Annotated in this window: 15 protein-coding genes and 1 riboswitch; of the genes, 6 read left to right on the top strand and 9 right to left on the bottom strand. The window is 67.2% G+C overall.

Going from position 1 to position 16331, the window contains the following annotated elements; translation table 11 throughout:
• Window position 1: 1 nt before the first annotated feature.
• From EXE63_RS11275 to EXE63_RS11260, 4 genes are read left to right on the top strand one after another with little or no spacing between them, the layout of a single operon-like run.
• Window positions 2-2140 (top strand): MMPL family transporter, encoded by a 2139-nt coding sequence (locus EXE63_RS11275; protein ID WP_168142028.1) that lies wholly within the window; start codon window positions 2-4, stop codon window positions 2138-2140.
• A 60-nt stretch (window positions 2141-2200) separates the two neighbouring features.
• A complete protein-coding gene (locus EXE63_RS11270; RefSeq protein WP_168142027.1) occupies window positions 2201-3268 on the top strand; it encodes a type III polyketide synthase in 1068 nt (355 codons plus the stop codon).
• Between the two features lie 4 nt (window positions 3269-3272).
• Complete coding sequence (locus EXE63_RS11265; RefSeq protein WP_168142026.1) at window positions 3273-3767, top strand: isoprenylcysteine carboxyl methyltransferase family protein; 495 nt, start codon at window positions 3273-3275, stop codon at window positions 3765-3767.
• A 10-nt stretch (window positions 3768-3777) separates the two neighbouring features.
• A complete protein-coding gene (locus EXE63_RS11260) occupies window positions 3778-4803 on the top strand; it encodes an NAD(P)/FAD-dependent oxidoreductase (RefSeq protein WP_168142025.1) in 1026 nt (341 codons plus the stop codon).
• Here EXE63_RS11260 and EXE63_RS11255 read toward each other — a convergent pair.
• The 9 genes from EXE63_RS11255 to thiC all read right to left on the bottom strand — a co-directional run bounded on the left by EXE63_RS11255 (window position 4739) and on the right by thiC (window position 13653).
• A complete protein-coding gene (locus EXE63_RS11255) occupies window positions 4739-6022 on the bottom strand; it encodes a uracil-xanthine permease family protein (RefSeq protein ID WP_168142024.1) in 1284 nt (427 codons plus the stop codon). The two genes, EXE63_RS11260 and EXE63_RS11255, sit on opposite strands and share 65 nt — an antisense overlap.
• Window positions 6023-6024: 2 nt before the next feature.
• Window positions 6025-7173, bottom strand: coding sequence for an APC family permease (locus tag EXE63_RS11250; protein WP_168142023.1), 1149 nt, complete (start codon window positions 7171-7173; stop codon window positions 6025-6027).
• A 47-nt stretch (window positions 7174-7220) separates the two neighbouring features.
• Complete coding sequence (gene thiD, locus EXE63_RS11245; protein WP_168142022.1) at window positions 7221-8081, bottom strand: bifunctional hydroxymethylpyrimidine kinase/phosphomethylpyrimidine kinase; 861 nt, start codon at window positions 8079-8081, stop codon at window positions 7221-7223.
• A gap of 14 nt (window positions 8082-8095) precedes the next feature.
• On the bottom strand, window positions 8096-8365 hold the full coding sequence (locus EXE63_RS11240) for a DoxX-related protein (RefSeq protein ID WP_168142021.1): 270 nt from the start codon (window positions 8363-8365) through the stop codon (window positions 8096-8098).
• 11 nt (window positions 8366-8376) lie between these two features.
• A complete protein-coding gene (locus tag EXE63_RS11235; protein WP_168142020.1) occupies window positions 8377-9852 on the bottom strand; it encodes a flavin-containing monooxygenase in 1476 nt (491 codons plus the stop codon).
• Window positions 9853-9879: 27 nt separating this feature from the next.
• The gene (locus EXE63_RS11230; protein ID WP_168142019.1) at window positions 9880-10656 is read right to left on the bottom strand and encodes a DUF4190 domain-containing protein; all 777 of its coding nucleotides are present in this window, start codon (window positions 10654-10656) and stop codon (window positions 9880-9882) included.
• Entirely contained in the window at window positions 10653-11267 is a 615-nt protein-coding gene (locus EXE63_RS11225; RefSeq protein ID WP_168142018.1) for an alpha/beta hydrolase family protein, read from the bottom strand. Before EXE63_RS11225 ends, EXE63_RS11230 begins: the two co-directional genes overlap by 4 nt.
• Complete coding sequence (thiD, locus tag EXE63_RS11220; RefSeq protein ID WP_168142017.1) at window positions 11264-12097, bottom strand: bifunctional hydroxymethylpyrimidine kinase/phosphomethylpyrimidine kinase; 834 nt, start codon at window positions 12095-12097, stop codon at window positions 11264-11266. Before thiD (EXE63_RS11220) ends, EXE63_RS11225 begins: the two co-directional genes overlap by 4 nt.
• Entirely contained in the window at window positions 12094-13653 is a 1560-nt protein-coding gene (thiC, locus tag EXE63_RS11215) for a phosphomethylpyrimidine synthase ThiC (protein WP_168142016.1), read from the bottom strand. Before thiC ends, thiD (EXE63_RS11220) begins: the two co-directional genes overlap by 4 nt.
• Window positions 13646-13754: riboswitch (TPP riboswitch) on the bottom strand. (Overlaps the previous gene by 8 nt.)
• Window positions 13755-13841: 87 nt before the next feature.
• On the opposite strand from thiC, the gene EXE63_RS11210 reads away from it, so the two are divergent.
• Window positions 13842-15539, top strand: a complete 1698-nt coding sequence (locus EXE63_RS11210; protein WP_168142015.1) for an MFS transporter — start codon at window positions 13842-13844, stop codon at window positions 15537-15539.
• A 441-nt stretch (window positions 15540-15980) separates the two neighbouring features.
• Complete coding sequence (locus tag EXE63_RS11205; RefSeq protein ID WP_168142014.1) at window positions 15981-16298, top strand: hypothetical protein; 318 nt, start codon at window positions 15981-15983, stop codon at window positions 16296-16298.
• Window positions 16299-16331: the final 33 nt, after the last annotated feature.

The following is a 16331-nucleotide window of genomic DNA, read 5'->3' as shown; positions in this document are numbered from 1 at the left end:
GGTGGAAAAACCCGGCGTTCTCGAACGCCTCGCGCGTCTTGCCATCGCCGCGCCCCGACGGATCCTCGTCGTCGCCGCACTGCTCGCGGTCGCGGCGGCGATCTTCGGTGTCCCGGTCACCCAGAAGCTGACCGCCGGCGGATTCCAGGATCCCGGCGCGGAATCCAGCCAGGCGGCCGAACTGCTGACCGGCAGGTTCAACCAGGGTGATATGCAGTTGCTGATCGTGGTGTCGGACCCGTCGGGCGCCATGAGCCCCGACGCCCGCCGGGTGGGGACCGAGATCGTGTCGGCGCTGCGGGACTCCGAGCAGGTGGCCGAGGTGAGTTCGGCGTGGACCGTGCCGCAACCCGCCGCCGCCGAACTGCTCAGCCGGGACGGCACCGCGGGACTGATCGTCGCCGGTATCACCGGGGGCGAGAAGTACGCCCAGAATCATGCCAAGGAGCTCGTCGACACCCTGGTCCACGACCGGGACGGCGTGCGCGTGCAGGCCGGTGGCCTGGCCATGGTGAACACCCAGATCACCGAGCAGTCACAGCGCGACCTGCTGGTGATGGAGTCGATTGCCATCCCGTTCAGCTTCCTGGTCCTGGTGTGGGTGTTCGGTGGGTTGCTCGCCGCCGCGGTGCCGGTGGTGGTCGGCGTGATGGCGATCCTCGGTTCGCTGGCGGTGCTGCGGCTGATCACGATGGCCACCGATGTGTCGGTGTTCGCTCTGAATCTCTGCATGGCAATGGGTCTGGCGCTGGCCATCGATTACACGTTGCTGATGATCAGCCGCTACCGCGACGAACTTGCCGACGGAGCCGGCCGTGAGGACGCCCTGGTGCGGATGATGGTGACGGCGGGGCGCACCGTGGTGTTCTCGGCGACGACGGTGGCGTTGCCGATGTCCACGCTGGTGCTGTTCCCGATGTACTTCCTGAAGTCTTTCGCCTACGCCGGGGTGGCCACCGTGGTGTTCGCGGCGATCGCGGCGTTGGTGCTCACCCCGGCGGCCGTCGTGCTGCTCGGAGACCGGGTCAAAGGCCGGCGCGCGCGGGAGCCCAAACCCGTCGAGGCACAGTTCTGGTACCGCTCAACCAAATTCGTGCTGCGCCGCGCCGTCCCCATCGGCGTGGCGGTGGTGGTGTTGCTGGTTTTGCTGGGGCTGCCGTTCACCGGGGTCAAATGGGGTTTCCCCGATGACCGGGTGCTGCCGGCCGGCGCGTCGGCGCATCAGGTCGGTGACCGGCTCAGACAGGATTTCGCGCACAACTCGGCGACCGATGTCAGCGTCGTCATCCCCGAAGCGGCCGGCCTGACACGCACCGACCTGGACCGCTACACGGCTGAATTGTCCGCGGTGCCCGAGGTTTCAGCGGTCTCACCGCCGGTGGAACGCGACGGCAGCATGTTCCTGCGGGTGTCCAGTTCGGCACCGTTGTTCTCCGAGGACTCGGCGGCGCAGCTGGACCGGTTGCACGAGGTGGCCGGCCCGGCCGGCCGTCAGGTGTTGCTGGGCGGGGTCGCGCAGACCGACCGGGACAGTGTGGACGCGATCGGCGCGAAGCTGCCGCTGGTGCTCGGGCTGATCGCGGCCATCACGTTCTGTCTGCTGTTCCTGCTCACCGGCAGTGTGGTGCTCCCGCTGAAAGCGGTTGTGCTGAACATCTTGTCGCTGACTGCCACTTTCGGAGCGATGGTGTGGATCTTCCAGGACGGGCACCTCGGCGCGCTGGGCACCACGCCCACCGGCACGCTGGTAGCCAACATCCCGGTGCTGCTGTTCTGTATCGCCTTCGGGTTGTCGATGGACTACGAGGTGTTCCTGCTCGCCCGGATCCGCGAGTACTGGCTGGCCTCGGGGCGCACCTCGGCCGACGTCGGGGAGAGCGTGGCGCTCGGGCTGGCACGTACCGGTCGCGTGGTTACCGCTGCCGCACTTGTGATGTCGATCTCGTTTGCCGCCCTGATTGCGGCAAATGTGTCATTCATGCGGATGTTCGGCCTGGGGCTGACGCTGGCGGTGCTGATGGACGCCACGCTGGTGCGAATGGTCCTGGTACCGGCGTTCATGCAGTTGATGGGGCGGTGGAACTGGTGGTCGCCCAAGCCATTGGCCCGGCTGCATGACCGGATCGGACTGAATCACTGACGGATTGAACCCAACGGCGTAGCACCCCGTAATCACGGTATGGCCACTAATCTCGCCGGAATGCCCAGTTACAGCACGATCGCCGGTGTGCACGGGGTGTTGCCCCCGCACCGTTACACCCAGGACGAGATCACCGAGGCGCTGCTTGCCCTGCCCGGATACGAGGGTCTCGAAGACGCCGTTCGCGGACTGCACAAGAGCGCCAAGGTGAACAGCAGGTATCTGGTCCGGCCGTTGGAAGAGTATGCGGCACTGACCGACTTCGGCGAGGCGAACAATCTTTTCATAGAGCACGCAACCGAACTCGGGTCTGCTGCGCTGGCCGGCGCGCTCGACGAGGCGGGCCTGCGGCCCGAGGACGTCGACCTGATCATCACCACCACGGTGACCGGCGCGGTGGTGCCCTCGCTGGACGCCCGGATCGCCGGCCGGCTCGGGTTGCGCGCCGATGTGCGCCGGATCCCGATCTTCGGGCTCGGCTGTGTGGCCGGCGCGGCCGGGATCGCGCGGCTGCACGACTACCTGCGCGGTGCGCCCGACAAGGTGGCGGTGCTGGTATCGGTGGAGCTGTGTTCGCTGACGCGCAAACATCATCCGTCCATGCCGACGCTGGTGGCCGGTGCGCTGTTCGGCGACGGCGCCTCGGCGGTGGTGGCCGTCGGCGCGCAGCGGGCCGAGGAACTGAACCCGACCGGGCCGGATGTGCTGGACTCGCGCAGCCACTTGTACCCGGACTCGCTGCACGCGATGGGCTGGGACATCGGCACCAAGGGTTTCGAGATCGTGCTCAGCGCCGAGGTGCCGTCCTTCGTCGGGCGTTACCTCGGTGACGATGTCACCGGATTCCTTGGTGCACATGACCTCACCGTCCCCGATATCGGTACCTGGGTCAGCCATCCGGGTGGGCCGAAGGTGATCGAGGCCATCATCGACACGCTGTCGCTGCCGTCGGACGCCCTGGACCTGACCTGGCAGTCGCTCGCCGAGATCGGCAACCTGTCTTCCTCGTCGGTGCTGCACGTGCTGCGCGACACCATCCGCAAACGACCGACCGCGGGTACCCCCGGCGTGCTGATGGCGATGGGGCCGGGCTTCTGCTCCGAACTCGTGCTGCTGCGGTGGCGTTGATCCGATGAGGGCATTCGTCGCACTGATCCTGCTGGTCGCGGTGGAGCGGGTGGCCGAACTGGTGGTGTCCAAGCGCAACCTCGAATGGAGCAGGGCCAACGGCGGCCGCGAATTCGGGGCCGGGCACTACCCGGTGATGGTGGCGCTGCACACCGGCCTGCTGGCCGGGGCGGTGCTGGAGGCGCGCACGCGCAGGCGCTGGATCTGGCCGGCGTTCTGGGTGGTGGTGGTCGCCCAGGCGCTGCGCTGGTGGTGCATCACCACCCTAGGTAAGCAGTGGAACACCAGGGTGGTCGTGGTGCCGGGCGCGCCGCGCATCGTCGGCGGGCCGTATCGCCTTGTGCCACATCCTAATTACGTGGCCGTGATCCTCGAGGGAGCCGCGCTGCCGCTGGTGGGTGGGGCCTGGATCACCGCGGGAGTGTTCTCGGCGGCCAACGCACTGCTGTTGCGTACCCGGATCCGGGTGGAGAACGAAGCACTGCGGGGTCTGACGTGAGCGCGTTGACGTGATCGATCTGCTGGTGGCCGGAGGCGGGCCCGCGGGCCTGGTCACCGCCGCGCACGCCGCGCGCGCGGGCCTGCAGGTCGTCGTCGTCGAGCACCGGCGCGGGCCCATCGACAAGGCGTGCGGTGAGGGTCTGATGCCGCACTCCCTGGCCCATCTGGACCGGCTCGGGGTGGAACTCGAAGGCCGGGCGTTTTACGGCATCCGCTACCTCGACGGCCGCCGCACCGCCGAGGCCCGGTTCGCCAACGGTCCAGGCCGCGGGGTGCGTCGTACCGTGCTGCACGACGCGCTGTCCAAGGCCGTCGCCGACGCCGGGGTACAGGTGGTGCACGGTGAGATCGGGGCGGTGACCCAGGATGCAACCTCGGTGAGCGCCGCGGGATTCCGGGCCCGCTACCTGGCCGCGGCGGACGGTCTGCACTCACCGATCCGCCGCGCGCTGGGGCTGTCGGGGGAGGAGCCGAAGCGCCGTCGGTGGGGCATCCGCCGGCACGTCGAGATCGCGCCGTGGTCGGACTGCGTGGAGGTGCACTGGGGCCAGTGCCCGGAGGCCGGGGAAGTGTATGTGACCCCGGTCGGCGATGGCTGCGTGGGCGTGGCGATCCTGAAGTCCACCCGCGGCGGCTTCGAGGAACATCTCCGGCAGTTCCCGGCCCTGATGGATCGGCTGCACGGCCTGCCGCACGGGCAGGACCGGGCGGCCGGGCCGCTGCGCCAGAAGGTTCGGCACCGCACGGCCGGGCGGGTGCTGCTGGTCGGTGATGCCGCCGGCTATGTGGATGCCCTGACCGGTGAGGGCATGGGGTTGGCATTCGGCGCGGCGGAACTGCTGGTGAATTGCATCGTGGACGAGCGCACCGCGGATTACGACCGTCGGTGGCGCACGCTCACCCGCAGGTACCGACTCCTGACCGCGGGCCTGCTGCACGCCACCGGAATCCCCCCGGTGCGGGCCGCCATCACTCCGGTGGCGGCGGCGCTTCCTTCGGTGTTCTCGACTGTGGTGAACGCTCTGGGCGAATAGCGCCCAGCCCGGTCATCCCGTGGTAGACGACCAGCGCCGCGATGGCGCCGAGCGAGATGCCGGTGAACGTCAACGACCCTGCCTGCCAGGTGAAGTCGGCGATGCCGATGATCAACGGGATGGCGGCGGTCATCTGGTTGACCGGCTTGGAGAAGTCCACCTGATTGGTCAGCCAGATCCGGATGCCGAGCACCCCGACCAGGCCGTAGAGCACGATGGTCGCCCCGCCGAGCACGCCCGGCGGAATGGCCGAGATCGTCGCACCCACCTTGGGGCACAACGACAACACGATGGCGACCAGGGCGGCCACCCAGTAGGCGGCCGTCGAATAGATACGGGTGGCGGCCATGACGCCGATGTTCTCGGCGTAGGTGGTGGTGGCCGAGCCACCGCCGGCGCCGGCGAGCACGGTGGCCACCCCGTCGGCGGCCAGCGCCTTGCCCATCAGCGGGTCCAGATCGGTGCCCGTCATCTGGCCCACGGATTTCACGTGCCCGATGTTCTCGGCGACCAGTGCGATGACCGCGGGCAGGAACAGCGGCAGCACGGCGAGGCTGAACGTCGGTGTCTGAAACTCGGGCAGCCCGATCCAGGCCGCCTGCGCGATGCCTGACGTGTCGACGTCACCGAGCGCCAGGGCCAGCAGATAGCCGATCACCACCGCCAAGAAGATCGCGAGCCGCCCGATGAGGCCCTTGAAGAAGGCCAGCGCGCCGACCAGCAGCACCAGCGTCACCAGACCGACCAGCGGGCCCTGCTCGAAGTTCGTCTTCGCCGCCGGCGCCAGGTTGAACCCGATCAACGCGACGATCGCGCCGGTGACCACTGGTGGCAGAACCAGATCCAGCCAGCGGGTGCCGATCACGTGCACGACCCCGCCGATCAGAATGAGCAGCAGCCCCACCGCGATCAGGCCGCCCAGCGCGGAACCAGTGCCCTGCGCGGTGACCGCGGCGGTGACCGGGGCGATGACCGCGAAGCTCGACCCCAGATAGCTCGGTAGCCGGTTGCCGGTGATCAGCAGGAATCCGATGGTGCCGATACCAGAGAAAAGCAGGGTGGTGGCGGGCGGGAAGCCGGTCAGCACCGGCACCAGGAACGTCGCCCCGAACATCGCGACGACGTGCTGGGCGCCGATTCCGAGGGTGCGCGGCCAGCTCAGACGTTCATCGGGGGCGACGACATCGGCATCGGGTCCCACGTATTTCCAGCGCAGCATGGTCACGAGTGTCGACTACACACCAGCATCGCGCCCACCGCAATCACAGCGAGACCGATCAGCACCGAGGTCGCCGGCAGCGTGAAGGCGAGCAGCAGGCAGCCGGCCAGCCCCAGCGCGGGGATGACCCGCCGTCGTGGTTGCAGCGTCCAGGCACTGGCATTGGCGATTGCGTAGTAGATCAGCACCGCGAACGACGAGAAACCGATCGCCCCGCGGATGTCGACGACGGCCACCAATACGGCGACGACCACCCCCACGGCCACCTCCGCGCGGTGCGGGCCGCCGAAGCGCGGATGCACCACCGCCAGGGTGGCGGGCAGGTACCGGTCGCGGGCCATCGCCAGGGTGGTGCGCGAGACTCCGAGGATCAGTGCCAGCAGCGAGCCCAGCGCGGCCACGGCGGCCCCGACCCGGACAACCGGGCCGAGTTCGGGATGCCCGGCCGCCGTCACCGCGTCGGCCAGTGGTGCGGTGGCCGAGGCCAGTCCGGTGCTGCCCAGTACCGACAGCACCGCAATGGCGACGGTCGCGTAGACGAGCAGGGTGATGCCGAGCGCGATGGGAATGGCCCGGACTATGGTTCGTGCCGGGTCGCGAACCTCCTCGCCGAGGGTGGCGATCCGTGCGTAGCCGGCGAAGGCGAAGAACAGCAGGCCCGCGGCCTGCAGCACACCCCACCCGTCGATGTCGGCGGCGACGCTCAGCCGGGCCGCTTCGCCCGCGCCGGCCAGCGCGACCACCACGGCGGCCAGTACCGCGAGCACCGTCGCGACGATGATCCTGGTGAGCAGCGCCGACTTCTGCACGCCGGCATAGTTGACCGCGGTGAGGGCGATGACCGCGCCGACCGCGACGGCGTGCGCGGCCTCCGGCCAGGCGTAGACGCCGATGGTGAGTGCCATCGCCGCGCACGAGGCTGTCTTGCCGACGATGAAGCTCCAGCCGGCCATGTGGCCCCAGAACGCGCCGAGCCGTTCCCGGCCGTAGACATAGGTACCGCCGGACTGCGGATACAGTGCCGCGAGCCGGGCCGAGGAGGTCGCGTTGCAATAGGCGACCGCGGCCGCCAGTGCCAGACCGATGAGCAACCCGGAGCCCGCGGCGGCCGCGGCAGGCCCGAGAGCCACGAAGATGCCCGCCCCGATCATCGAGCCCAATCCGATGACGACGGCGTCGAAGACGCCGAGAGTGCGCTTCAGCGGTCGCCTTTCGTCGCGCTCAGTCGGGCCATGCCGTTGACCGGTCCGTGGCCCCGGCCGATCGGGTACGCCGCCCGGATGCACTCGGTGACCCACACCTTGGCGAAGCTGACGGCTTCAGGAACGGTGTGGCCGTGCGCCAGCGCCGCGGCGATCGCCGCGGCGAGGGTATCACCGGCACCGTGGTCGTGGCGGGTGTCGACCCGGGCGGCGGCGAACCGATAGAAGTCCGCGCCGTCGAACAACAGATCGGAGCTGACCGGGGAGTTGCGCAGGTGACCACCCTTGACCAGTGCCCAGCGCGGGCCCAGCGCGTGCAGGGCCCGGGCGGCGTCGTGTTGCGTCTCGTCGTCGACGACGTCGATGCCGACGAGCAGACGCACCTCGTCGAGATTCGGTGTCACCAGCGTGGCCAGCGGGATCAAAGCATCGCGCATCGCGTCGAGCGCGCTGGGATGCAGCAGCGGTTCCCCGACGTTGGAGGCGCAGACCGGGTCGACCACCAGCGGGACGGCGCCGTCGAGCCGTTCGGCGCGCCAGGTCGCCACGATGGTCTCGATGATGGCGGTGGAGGCCAGCATGCCGGTCTTGGCCGCCTCGATGCCGATATCGGAGGCGACCGCGCTGATCTGACCGGCCACCACATCGACAGGGATCTCGTGAAATGCTTTGACGCCCAACGAGTTTTGCACCGTCACGGCTGTCACCGCGGCGCATCCGTGCACGCCGAGCATGGCGAAGGCGCGCATATCGGCCTGCAGTCCGGCGCTGCCACCGGAGTCGGATCCGGCGATCGTCAGGATCCGCCTCGGCGTCTGCCCGGGTGCCGGCAGTGCAAGCTCGTCGAGGTCGGCCATGACGCGGATTTGGTTCAGCTGTTGCGTATGGCGTTGGCGCCCAGATACGCGATGTAGCCCAGTCCGCCGATCGCGGCCAGCTTGCGCGTCTTGGGAACCAGCAGAGCCACGCCCAGGGCGGTCTCGATGGTGCCGTTGATCTTGATGTACCGCGCGGTGTCGTTCGGGAAGGCGGGCTTGGTGAACGACTCGAACACCTGCGGGGCGGCGAAGTGCCCGAGGCCCGCGCCGACCAGCGACAGACCTGCCAGGGTGGTGGCCTTCGAACTCTTCTTCTCGCTCAAGGAAATGCCTCTCAGTTCAGGATGTAATCGCTCAGGGGGAACTCGGCGGCTTCCCTGATCGCGGTCTCGGTGGTGGTGGGGCGCAGCAGCGTCGGCTCACCGGCGGGGTTGTAGTAGTAGGACCGCGCGCTTGCGCAATTGCCCTGGGTGAACAGCGAATCGCCGAGCAGCTCGGTCATCCGGTCCAGGTAGCGGGTGTTGGCTTCCTCGGAGACCTCGAACGTGGTGGCGCCGCGACGCCGCACCTCGCCGAACAGCCGGTCCATCAGCCGCATCTGGTACTCCATGGTGTTGAAGAAGTTCAGACCCAGGAAGGCATAGGGGCTGGCCAGGCTGAGGTAGTTCGGGAAGTACGGCATCGAGACGCCCTGGTATGCCTGGAAACGCGTTTCGCGCCACCACTTTCCGAGGTTGCGGCCGTCACGCCCGATCACCTCGATGGCGGGGAAGTTCGCTTCCCACAGGTCGAAACCGGTGGCCAGCACCAGGGTGTCGATCTCGGTCTTGGCGCCGTCCTTGCCGACGATGCCGTCGGACTGCACGTGATCGATGCCGGCATCCTGCAGATGAACATTGTCGCGGGTGAAGGCCCGGTAGTAGCCGTTGCTGAATGTTGGACGCTTGCAACCGAAGTCGTAGTCCGGGGTGAGCCGGCGCCGCAGCTCCTTGTCGCGGATCGTGATGAAGCGGTGCAGCTTGGACAGATCGGCGGCCGAGACGTTGCCGCGACCGCGGAACGTCTTGAAGTGCACCACGCCGATCGACACCATGACCTCGTAGACCGAGTCGGTGAACCAGCGCAGCACCCGCTGCGTCGCGGGGATACGGGCGAACATCTTCTTGGCCAGCGGTCCGAAGCGCAGGTCGATCTTGGGTACCACCCAGATCGGGGTGCGCTGGTAGACGGTCAGATCCGCCGCGGACTTGGCCAGTTCGGGGATGAGCTGCACCGCGGTGGCGCCGGTGCCGATGACGGCGATCCGTTTCCCGGTGGGGTCGTAGTCGTCCTGCCACTCGGTGGTGTGGATGACCCGCCCGTCGAAGTTCTCGATGCCGGGGATGTCGGGGATCTTCGGCTGGGACAGGAAGCCGGTCGCGGTGATCAGGTACCGGGCACTGAGCACCTCACCGTCGGCCAGGCTCACCTGCCACAGGTCGGACTCCTCGTCCCAGCGGGCGCCGTCGACCGCGGTGCGAAACCGGATGTGGCGACGCACATCGTACTTGTCGGCGACATCGTCGGCGTACTGCTTGATCTCGTCGCCGGTGGAGAACAGGCGCGACCAGTTCGGGTTCGGCTCGAAGAAGTAGGAGTAGGTGGTGGTGGGGACGTCGACGGCAAGCCCGGGGTAGTGGTTCACATACCAGGTGCCGCCGAGATCGTCCTCGCGGTCCAGGATCACGAAGTTCTCGATCCCCGACCGTTTGAGCTGGATGGCAGCGCCGATACCGGCGAATCCAGCACCCACGATGACGGCGTCAAACATGGGGGAAACGGTACCTCAGGTATCGGGCTACTCCTGAAGCGAACCGGTGCGCGGCACGTCGGTGGTGGCGATGCACGTCACCGCGCGGTCGCCGCGCTTCCACGAGTCCGCGGTCGGGTACAGCACGAACATCCCCACCTCGGGGTCCGCCATCGCCGCCGGCGAGAAATCCTCCAGCGCGGGCTGGCACTGGTCCTGGTAGTCGATGATCGCCGTCTCACCCGGGAAGTCACCGTCCGGGACCGTGACGACGTGGTAGACCTCGCCCTTGTGTGGTTCGGTGCACGCGACCGTTTTCACCGAGGCCACCAGGCTGGCATCCGACGGGATCTCCGACAGGCAGTCGCCGAGTCCGACATCGGCGGCGTTGACGGAATTCGGATCGAAGATGTCGGCGAACTCACTGTTCGAGATCTCGTCCTTGTTGGCGACGAGCACCGCGACCACCGCGATTCCGACCAGCACCCACAGCCCAGACAGCACCAGGCCGGCGATCGCCATGCCACGCCCGCCCTGGCCCTGCTTGGCCTTCTTGAGCCCGACGAACCCGCAGATCACGCTGACAAGGACACCGCCCAGAAGACCGAAGATCAGCGAGACGATGGCCCACCAATTGGTGCCCGGTGGTCGCGGCGGGGGATAGGCCTGCCCGTAGGGGTCGGAATAGGGGAGGGGCGGGGGTGGCGGGAAGTTTCCCGCCGGGGGTGGCGGGAAGTTTCCCGCCGGGGGCGGTGGGTAACTCCCGGGCGGCGGCGGGAAGCTGCCGGGCGGAGGTCCATAACCGGGGGGCGGCGGCAGGCTCATGAAAGAAAGATAGCCGCGGCGGTCACCGCGAGCAGGGGGACGTCCAAAGTCTTGGAGCCCAGATCGTGGCGTGCCCCGGTGACCTCGACAACCTCGACCGGCCCGGTCACGAGTGCGGCCGCGGCGCGGATCTCGTCGATGGTGCCGAACGGATCGGCGGTGCCGTGGGTGAACACCGTCGGTGCGGTGATGCCGGGCAGGTGTTCGGTGCGTGCGCGTTCGGGCTTGCCCGGCGGGTGCAATGGATAGGAGAACAGGGTCAGCACATCGGGTGGTTCCGTTTCGGCCGCCACCATCGACGTCATCCGGCCCCCGTAGGAATGCCCGCCGGCGATCACCGGCCCGTGGCCGAGTCCACGGGCCCAGGAGATGGCCTCGATGATGCCTTCCTGATCGGAGTTCGCCGAGTTCGACGGAGGCCCCTTCGGGCGGCGGCGGCGGTAGGGCAGGTTGTAGCGGACCGCCAGGTAGCCGTGGCGGGCCCATTCGTCACAGATCCGGACCAGCATCGGGGAATCACGGTTGCCGCCCGCGCCGTGGGTGAGTACGACGGTGCCTTTGGGTTTCCCGTCCGGCTCGTGCGCCACCCCGGCCAGCTCGTCAAGCGTCACTGCAGAAGCCTGAACAACGCGTTGACCGGTCCGTGTCCGTGCCCCAACGGGTATGCGGCGCGCAGACATTCGGTCACCCAGCGCTTGCCGAAGGCCACTGCCTCGGGGACGGTGTGCCCGTGCGCCAGCGCGGCGGCGGTGGCGGCGGCCAAAGTGTCGCCGGCACCGTGGTCGTGGCCGGTGTCGATGCGCGGCCCGTCGAACTCGTGGAACTCGGTGCCGTCGAACAGCAGGTCGGGGCTGGCACCCGAGGACCGCAGGTGTCCGCCCTTGACCAGTACCCATTGCGGGCCCAGTGCGTGCAGCGCGCGGGCCGCCTCTCGCTGGCTGGCGGCGTCGACGACTTCGACGTCGACGAGCAGTCGCACCTCATCGAGGTTCGGGGTGACCAGGGTGGCGAGCGGAAACAGTTCGGTCCGAATCGAGTTCAGCGCCGACGGATGCAGCAGCGGATCCCCGTGCATGGAGGCGCACACCGGATCCACTACCAGGGGCACCCCGGTGTCGAGGCCGCGCCAGGTCTCGGCGATCGTCGCGATGATCTCGGACGAGGCCAGCATGCCCGTCTTGGCGGCCTGGATGCCGATATCGTCGACGACGGCGGTGATCTGGCCGGCCACCACGTCGAGCGGTATTTCGTGGAACCCCTTGACACCCACCGAGTTCTGCACCGTGACGGCGGTGACCGCGACGCAGCCGTGCACGCCCAGCATGGCGAACGTGCGCATATCGGCTTGGATGCCCGCGCCGCCGCCGGAATCGGAGCCGGCGATGGTCATCACCCGGGTGGGGGTCTGCCCGAACGCGGGCAGCGGTAGGAACTCGGTCATGAGGTCAAGGGTAGATACACCCGGTTGCCCTGTTCCGCGAACTCCAGTGATTTCTCCGCCATGGCGTCCCGGATGTCCTGTGTGATGCGCATCGAGCAGAACTTCGGGCCGCACATCGAGCAAAAGTGCGCGGTCTTCGCGGGCTCGGCGGGCAGCGTCTCATCGTGGTACTCGCGGGCGGTGTCCGGGTCCAGCGACAGCGCGAACTGGTCGTGCCAGCGGAACTCGAAGCGGGCCAGCGATAATGCGTCATCACGCAACTGCGCCCGGGGATGGCCCTTGGCCAGATCGGCGGCATGCGCGGCGATCCGGTAGGCGATCACCCCGTCCTTGACGTCCTTGCGGTCGGGCAGGCCGAGGTGCTCCTTGGGCGTGACGTAGCAGAGCATCGCGGTGCCGGCCTGGGCGATGATCGCCGCGCCGATCGCGCTGGTGATGTGGTCATACGCCGGTGCGATGTCGGTGGCCAGCGGACCGAGGGTGTAGAACGGCGCCTCTTCGCACCATTCCTCCTCCAGGCGCACGTTCTCCACGATCTTGTGCATCGGGACATGGCCCGGGCCTTCGATCATCACCTGCACACCATGGGATTTGGCGATTGTGGTGAGTTCGCCGAGGGTGCGCAGTTCGGCGAACTGGGCCTCGTCGTTCGCGTCGGCGATCGATCCCGGGCGCAGTCCGTCGCCGAGGGAGAACGTCACGTCGTAGCGGGCGAGGATGTCGCAGAGTTCCTCGAAGTTCTCGTACAGGAACGATTCCCGGTGATGGGCGAGCATCCAGGCGGCCATGATCGAACCGCCGCGTGACACGATCCCGGTGACCCGCTTGACGGTCAGCGGGATATATGCGAGCTTGACCCCGGCGTGCACCGTCATGTAGTCGACACCCTGCTCGCACTGCTCGATCACGGTGTCGCGGTATGACTCCCACGTCATCTTGGTGGGGTCGCCATTGACCTTCTCCAGCGCCTGATACATCGGCACGGTGCCGACCGGGACCGGGGAGTTGCGCAGGATCCACTCCCTGGTGAGGTGGATGTCCTTGCCGGTGGACAGATCCATGATGGTGTCCGCACCCCACCGGGTCGCCCACACCATCTTGTCGACCTCTTCGGCAATCGAGCTCGTCACGGCCGAATTGCCGATATTGGCATTGACTTTCACCCCGAAGGCCTTGCCGATGATCATCGGCTCGCTCTCGGGATGGTTGTGGTTGGCCGGGATGACGGCCCGGCCTATCGCCACCTCGTCGCGCACCAACTCGGGGGAGACCCCTTCGCGTTCGGCGATGAACGCCATCTCGGCGGTGATTTCGCCGTTGCGGGCCCGTTGCAGCTGGGTGCCTCTGTCGGAGACGATGCCGGTGCGCGGCGGCAGGCCCTTGTCCAGGTCGATCGTGGCGTGCTCATCGGTGTACGGCCCGGACGTGTCGTACAGGTCGAAATGTTCGCCGGTACTCAGGTGCACGCGCCGGGACGGCACACCCGCCGGCGAGTAGAACTTGGAGCTGCCCGCGATCGGGCCCGTCGTGACGGTGGGGTTGACAGCAACGCTCATCTACACATCTCCCTACGCCGGCATTACCCGGTCAGGTTCGTACGGTCGACGGCCCTAGCCGTCCTCTCAGCACGCTGGTGCGTGCTCCCGTGTGGACGGGTCCAACGTAGCGCATCGGCGACCGGATTGCCGAGAGATCGTTTGTATAGCTAATATATGTTTTTTGTCGATTCGTAGATCGAGATCTGATGACAACTGAGCTTGAACAGACGCGCGCCCGGCTGGATCACGACCATCCGCTCTACAAGTGGATCGTGCTGTCCAACACCACGTTGGGCATCCTGCTGGCCGCGATCAACGCTTCCATCGTGCTGATCTCGCTGCCCGCGATCTTCCGGGGCATCGGGCTGAACCCGCTGGCGCCGGGCAATGTCAGCTACCTGCTCTGGATGATCATGGGCTACCTGGTGGTGACGGCCGTGCTGGTCGTCCCGTTCGGCCGGCTCGGGGACATGTTCGGCCGGGTACGCATCTACAACCTGGGCTTCGTGGTCTTCACCGTGGCGGCCGTCGCACTGTCCTTCGACCCGTTCCACCTCGACGGCGGCGCGGTGTGGCTGATCGCCTGGCGCGTCATCCAGGGCATCGGCGGCGCCATGCTGATGGCCTCGTCGTCGGCGATCCTCACCGACGCGTTCCCCGCCAATCAGCGCGGCATGGCGCTCGGGGTGAACATGGTGGCAGCGGTGGCCGGGTCGTTCCTCGGCCTGCTGATCGGTGGAGTGCTCTCCGAATGGCATTGGCAGGCCATCTTCTGGGTCGGGGTGCCGATCGGCGTGCTGGGCACGATCTGGAGCGTGCGATCGCTGCGCGAACTGGGCGTACGCACCCCGGGTCGGCTGGACTGGGCCGGCACGTTGACCTTCGGTGTCGGACTCACCGTGCTGCTCGTCGGGATCACCTACGGCATCCAGCCCTACGGCGGCGCCAGCACCGGGTGGACCAACCCCTGGGTGCTCGGATCGATCATCGCCGGGGTGGGGACGCTTGCAGCGTTCTGCTTCATCGAGTTGCGGGTCGATCAGCCGATGGTCGACATCCGGCTGTTCCGCTCTGCCGCATTCGGAATGGGGAACCTGGCCGGGCTGATGTCCTCGGTGGGCCGTGGTGGTCTGCAGTTCATGCTGATCATCTGGCTGCAGGGAATCTGGCTTCCGTTGCACGGCTACAGCTTCGAATCCACGCCGCTGTGGGCGGGCATCTACCTGCTGCCCGTCACCGTGGGATTCCTGGTGGCCGCGCCGGTGGCAGGCACGCTCGCCGATCGGTTCGGGGCGCGGCCGCTGACGGTCGGGGGGATGCTGCTGATGGCGGCATCCTTTGTTGCCCTGCTGATGATCCCGGTGAACTTCGACTACTGGGTGTTCGCGCTGCTGGTCTTTCTGAACGGTCTGGGCGGCGGTATCTTCACCGCGCCCAACACGGCCGCCATCATGTCCAGCGTCCCCGCCGCCCAGCGTGGTGCCGCCTCGGGGGTGCGGGCCACCTTCTTCAATGCGGGGTCGTCGCTGTCGATCGGCATCTTCTTCTCGCTGATGATCGTCGGACTGGCCAACTCGCTGCCGTCGGCATTGAGCAGCGGGCTTCAAGCGCAAGGGGTTTCGGCCTCCGTCGCGCACGAAGTGGCCAATACGCCCCCGGTGGGGAGTTTGTTCGCGGCGTTCCTGGGATACAACCCGATCGGTGAATTGCTGGAGCCCTCAGGCGCGCTGGACGCGCCGGGGGTCAACGCCGAAGTGCTGACCGGCAAGACATTCTTCCCCGAGTTGATCACCGAGCCATTCCACTCCGGGCTGACCGTGGTGTTCCTGGCCGCGGCGGTGATGATGCTCATCGGCGCGGCGGCGTCCATGTTCAGCGCGGGACGCTACGGGGCAGACGCCTAGCAGGATGCGGGTTCGTCGGACTCGACTCTGGTTGCGGGGCGCTGAAGGTTCGGCGACGGCACCACCAGGACGGTTCTGGCAATCCACCTAGTTCGTCTCAGCAACGTGGGTGTGTGCCGTTCGAGATGTCTGATCTCGCCAAGTATTTGCTGACAGCGGATGTACCAGTCCGCTCGTGGGTGTGAACTACTTGGCTGTTCGGCGCGAAAAGTGCCACGTCATTCGATATGGGTAGATGTGCTGATAGTTGCGAAAGGAAAAAGCGTCATGGCAAATTCCAGCGACCTTCAAGATCGCGTCCTTGCGGATGCAAGTATGCGATCTTGAAGGTGTGGAAGAAACGCTAGAAAATCGAACTACCTGCAATTTCATGGGTGACTCTCGGGACTGGGGCTTGTACAGTCGAGGCAACCACTCATCGCATTCCAGGGGGAATAGCAAATGAACAGGATCATCGTGGGGGCACTGGGGGCGGCGTTTGCTGCGGCGGCCATCGGGGTAGCTGCGCCAGCGCAGGCTGCTCCATTCGACTACACGGACAACCCGAGCCCTTTTACCGTGACGCTGCCCGACGGCACGGTGCTCGATACCAACCCCAGCCCGTTCGACTTCACCGGAGACACGATTGAACTGCCGTTTTTCGGTGAAGTCACGTTCATCGGCAACGGCAATGTCTTCGGCCCGGGTTACCAGGGCGTCAAGGGTCCCCGCGGAGCGGACACGACCGGCCCACGCAGCCACGGCAATCCCTCCGGCTAGGGACCTCAGCTCGACCAATCGGTGGGACGCCAG

The sequence above is a fragment of the Mycolicibacterium frederiksbergense genome (assembly GCF_012223425.1).
Classification (GTDB): domain Bacteria; phylum Actinomycetota; class Actinomycetes; order Mycobacteriales; family Mycobacteriaceae; genus Mycobacterium; species Mycobacterium frederiksbergense.
This window is presented reverse-complemented; position numbering and strand designations above follow the sequence as displayed.

What these genes read in the sequence shown, in the direction of transcription:
- EXE63_RS11270 (WP_168142027.1), top strand. Translation starts at nt 2,201, where the DNA reads ATGCCCAGTTACAGCACGATCGCCGGTGTGCACGGGGTGTTGCCCCCG.
- EXE63_RS11265 (WP_168142026.1), top strand. Translation starts at nt 3,273, where the DNA reads ATGAGGGCATTCGTCGCACTGATCCTGCTGGTCGCGGTGGAGCGGGTG.
- EXE63_RS11255 (WP_168142024.1), bottom strand. Translation starts at nt 6,022, where the DNA reads ATGCTGCGCTGGAAATACGTGGGACCCGATGCCGATGTCGTCGCCCCC.
- EXE63_RS11250 (WP_168142023.1), bottom strand. Translation starts at nt 7,173, where the DNA reads ATGATCGGGGCGGGCATCTTCGTGGCTCTCGGGCCTGCCGCGGCCGCC.
- thiD (WP_168142022.1), bottom strand. Translation starts at nt 8,081, where the DNA reads ATGGCCGACCTCGACGAGCTTGCACTGCCGGCACCCGGGCAGACGCCG.
- EXE63_RS11235 (WP_168142020.1), bottom strand. Translation starts at nt 9,852, where the DNA reads ATGTTTGACGCCGTCATCGTGGGTGCTGGATTCGCCGGTATCGGCGCT.
- EXE63_RS11230 (WP_168142019.1), bottom strand. Translation starts at nt 10,656, where the DNA reads ATGAGCCTGCCGCCGCCCCCCGGTTATGGACCTCCGCCCGGCAGCTTC.
- thiD (WP_168142017.1), bottom strand. Translation starts at nt 12,097, where the DNA reads ATGACCGAGTTCCTACCGCTGCCCGCGTTCGGGCAGACCCCCACCCGG.
- thiC (WP_168142016.1), bottom strand. Translation starts at nt 13,653, where the DNA reads ATGAGCGTTGCTGTCAACCCCACCGTCACGACGGGCCCGATCGCGGGC.
- EXE63_RS11210 (WP_168142015.1), top strand. Translation starts at nt 13,842, where the DNA reads ATGACAACTGAGCTTGAACAGACGCGCGCCCGGCTGGATCACGACCAT.
- EXE63_RS11205 (WP_168142014.1), top strand. Translation starts at nt 15,981, where the DNA reads ATGAACAGGATCATCGTGGGGGCACTGGGGGCGGCGTTTGCTGCGGCG.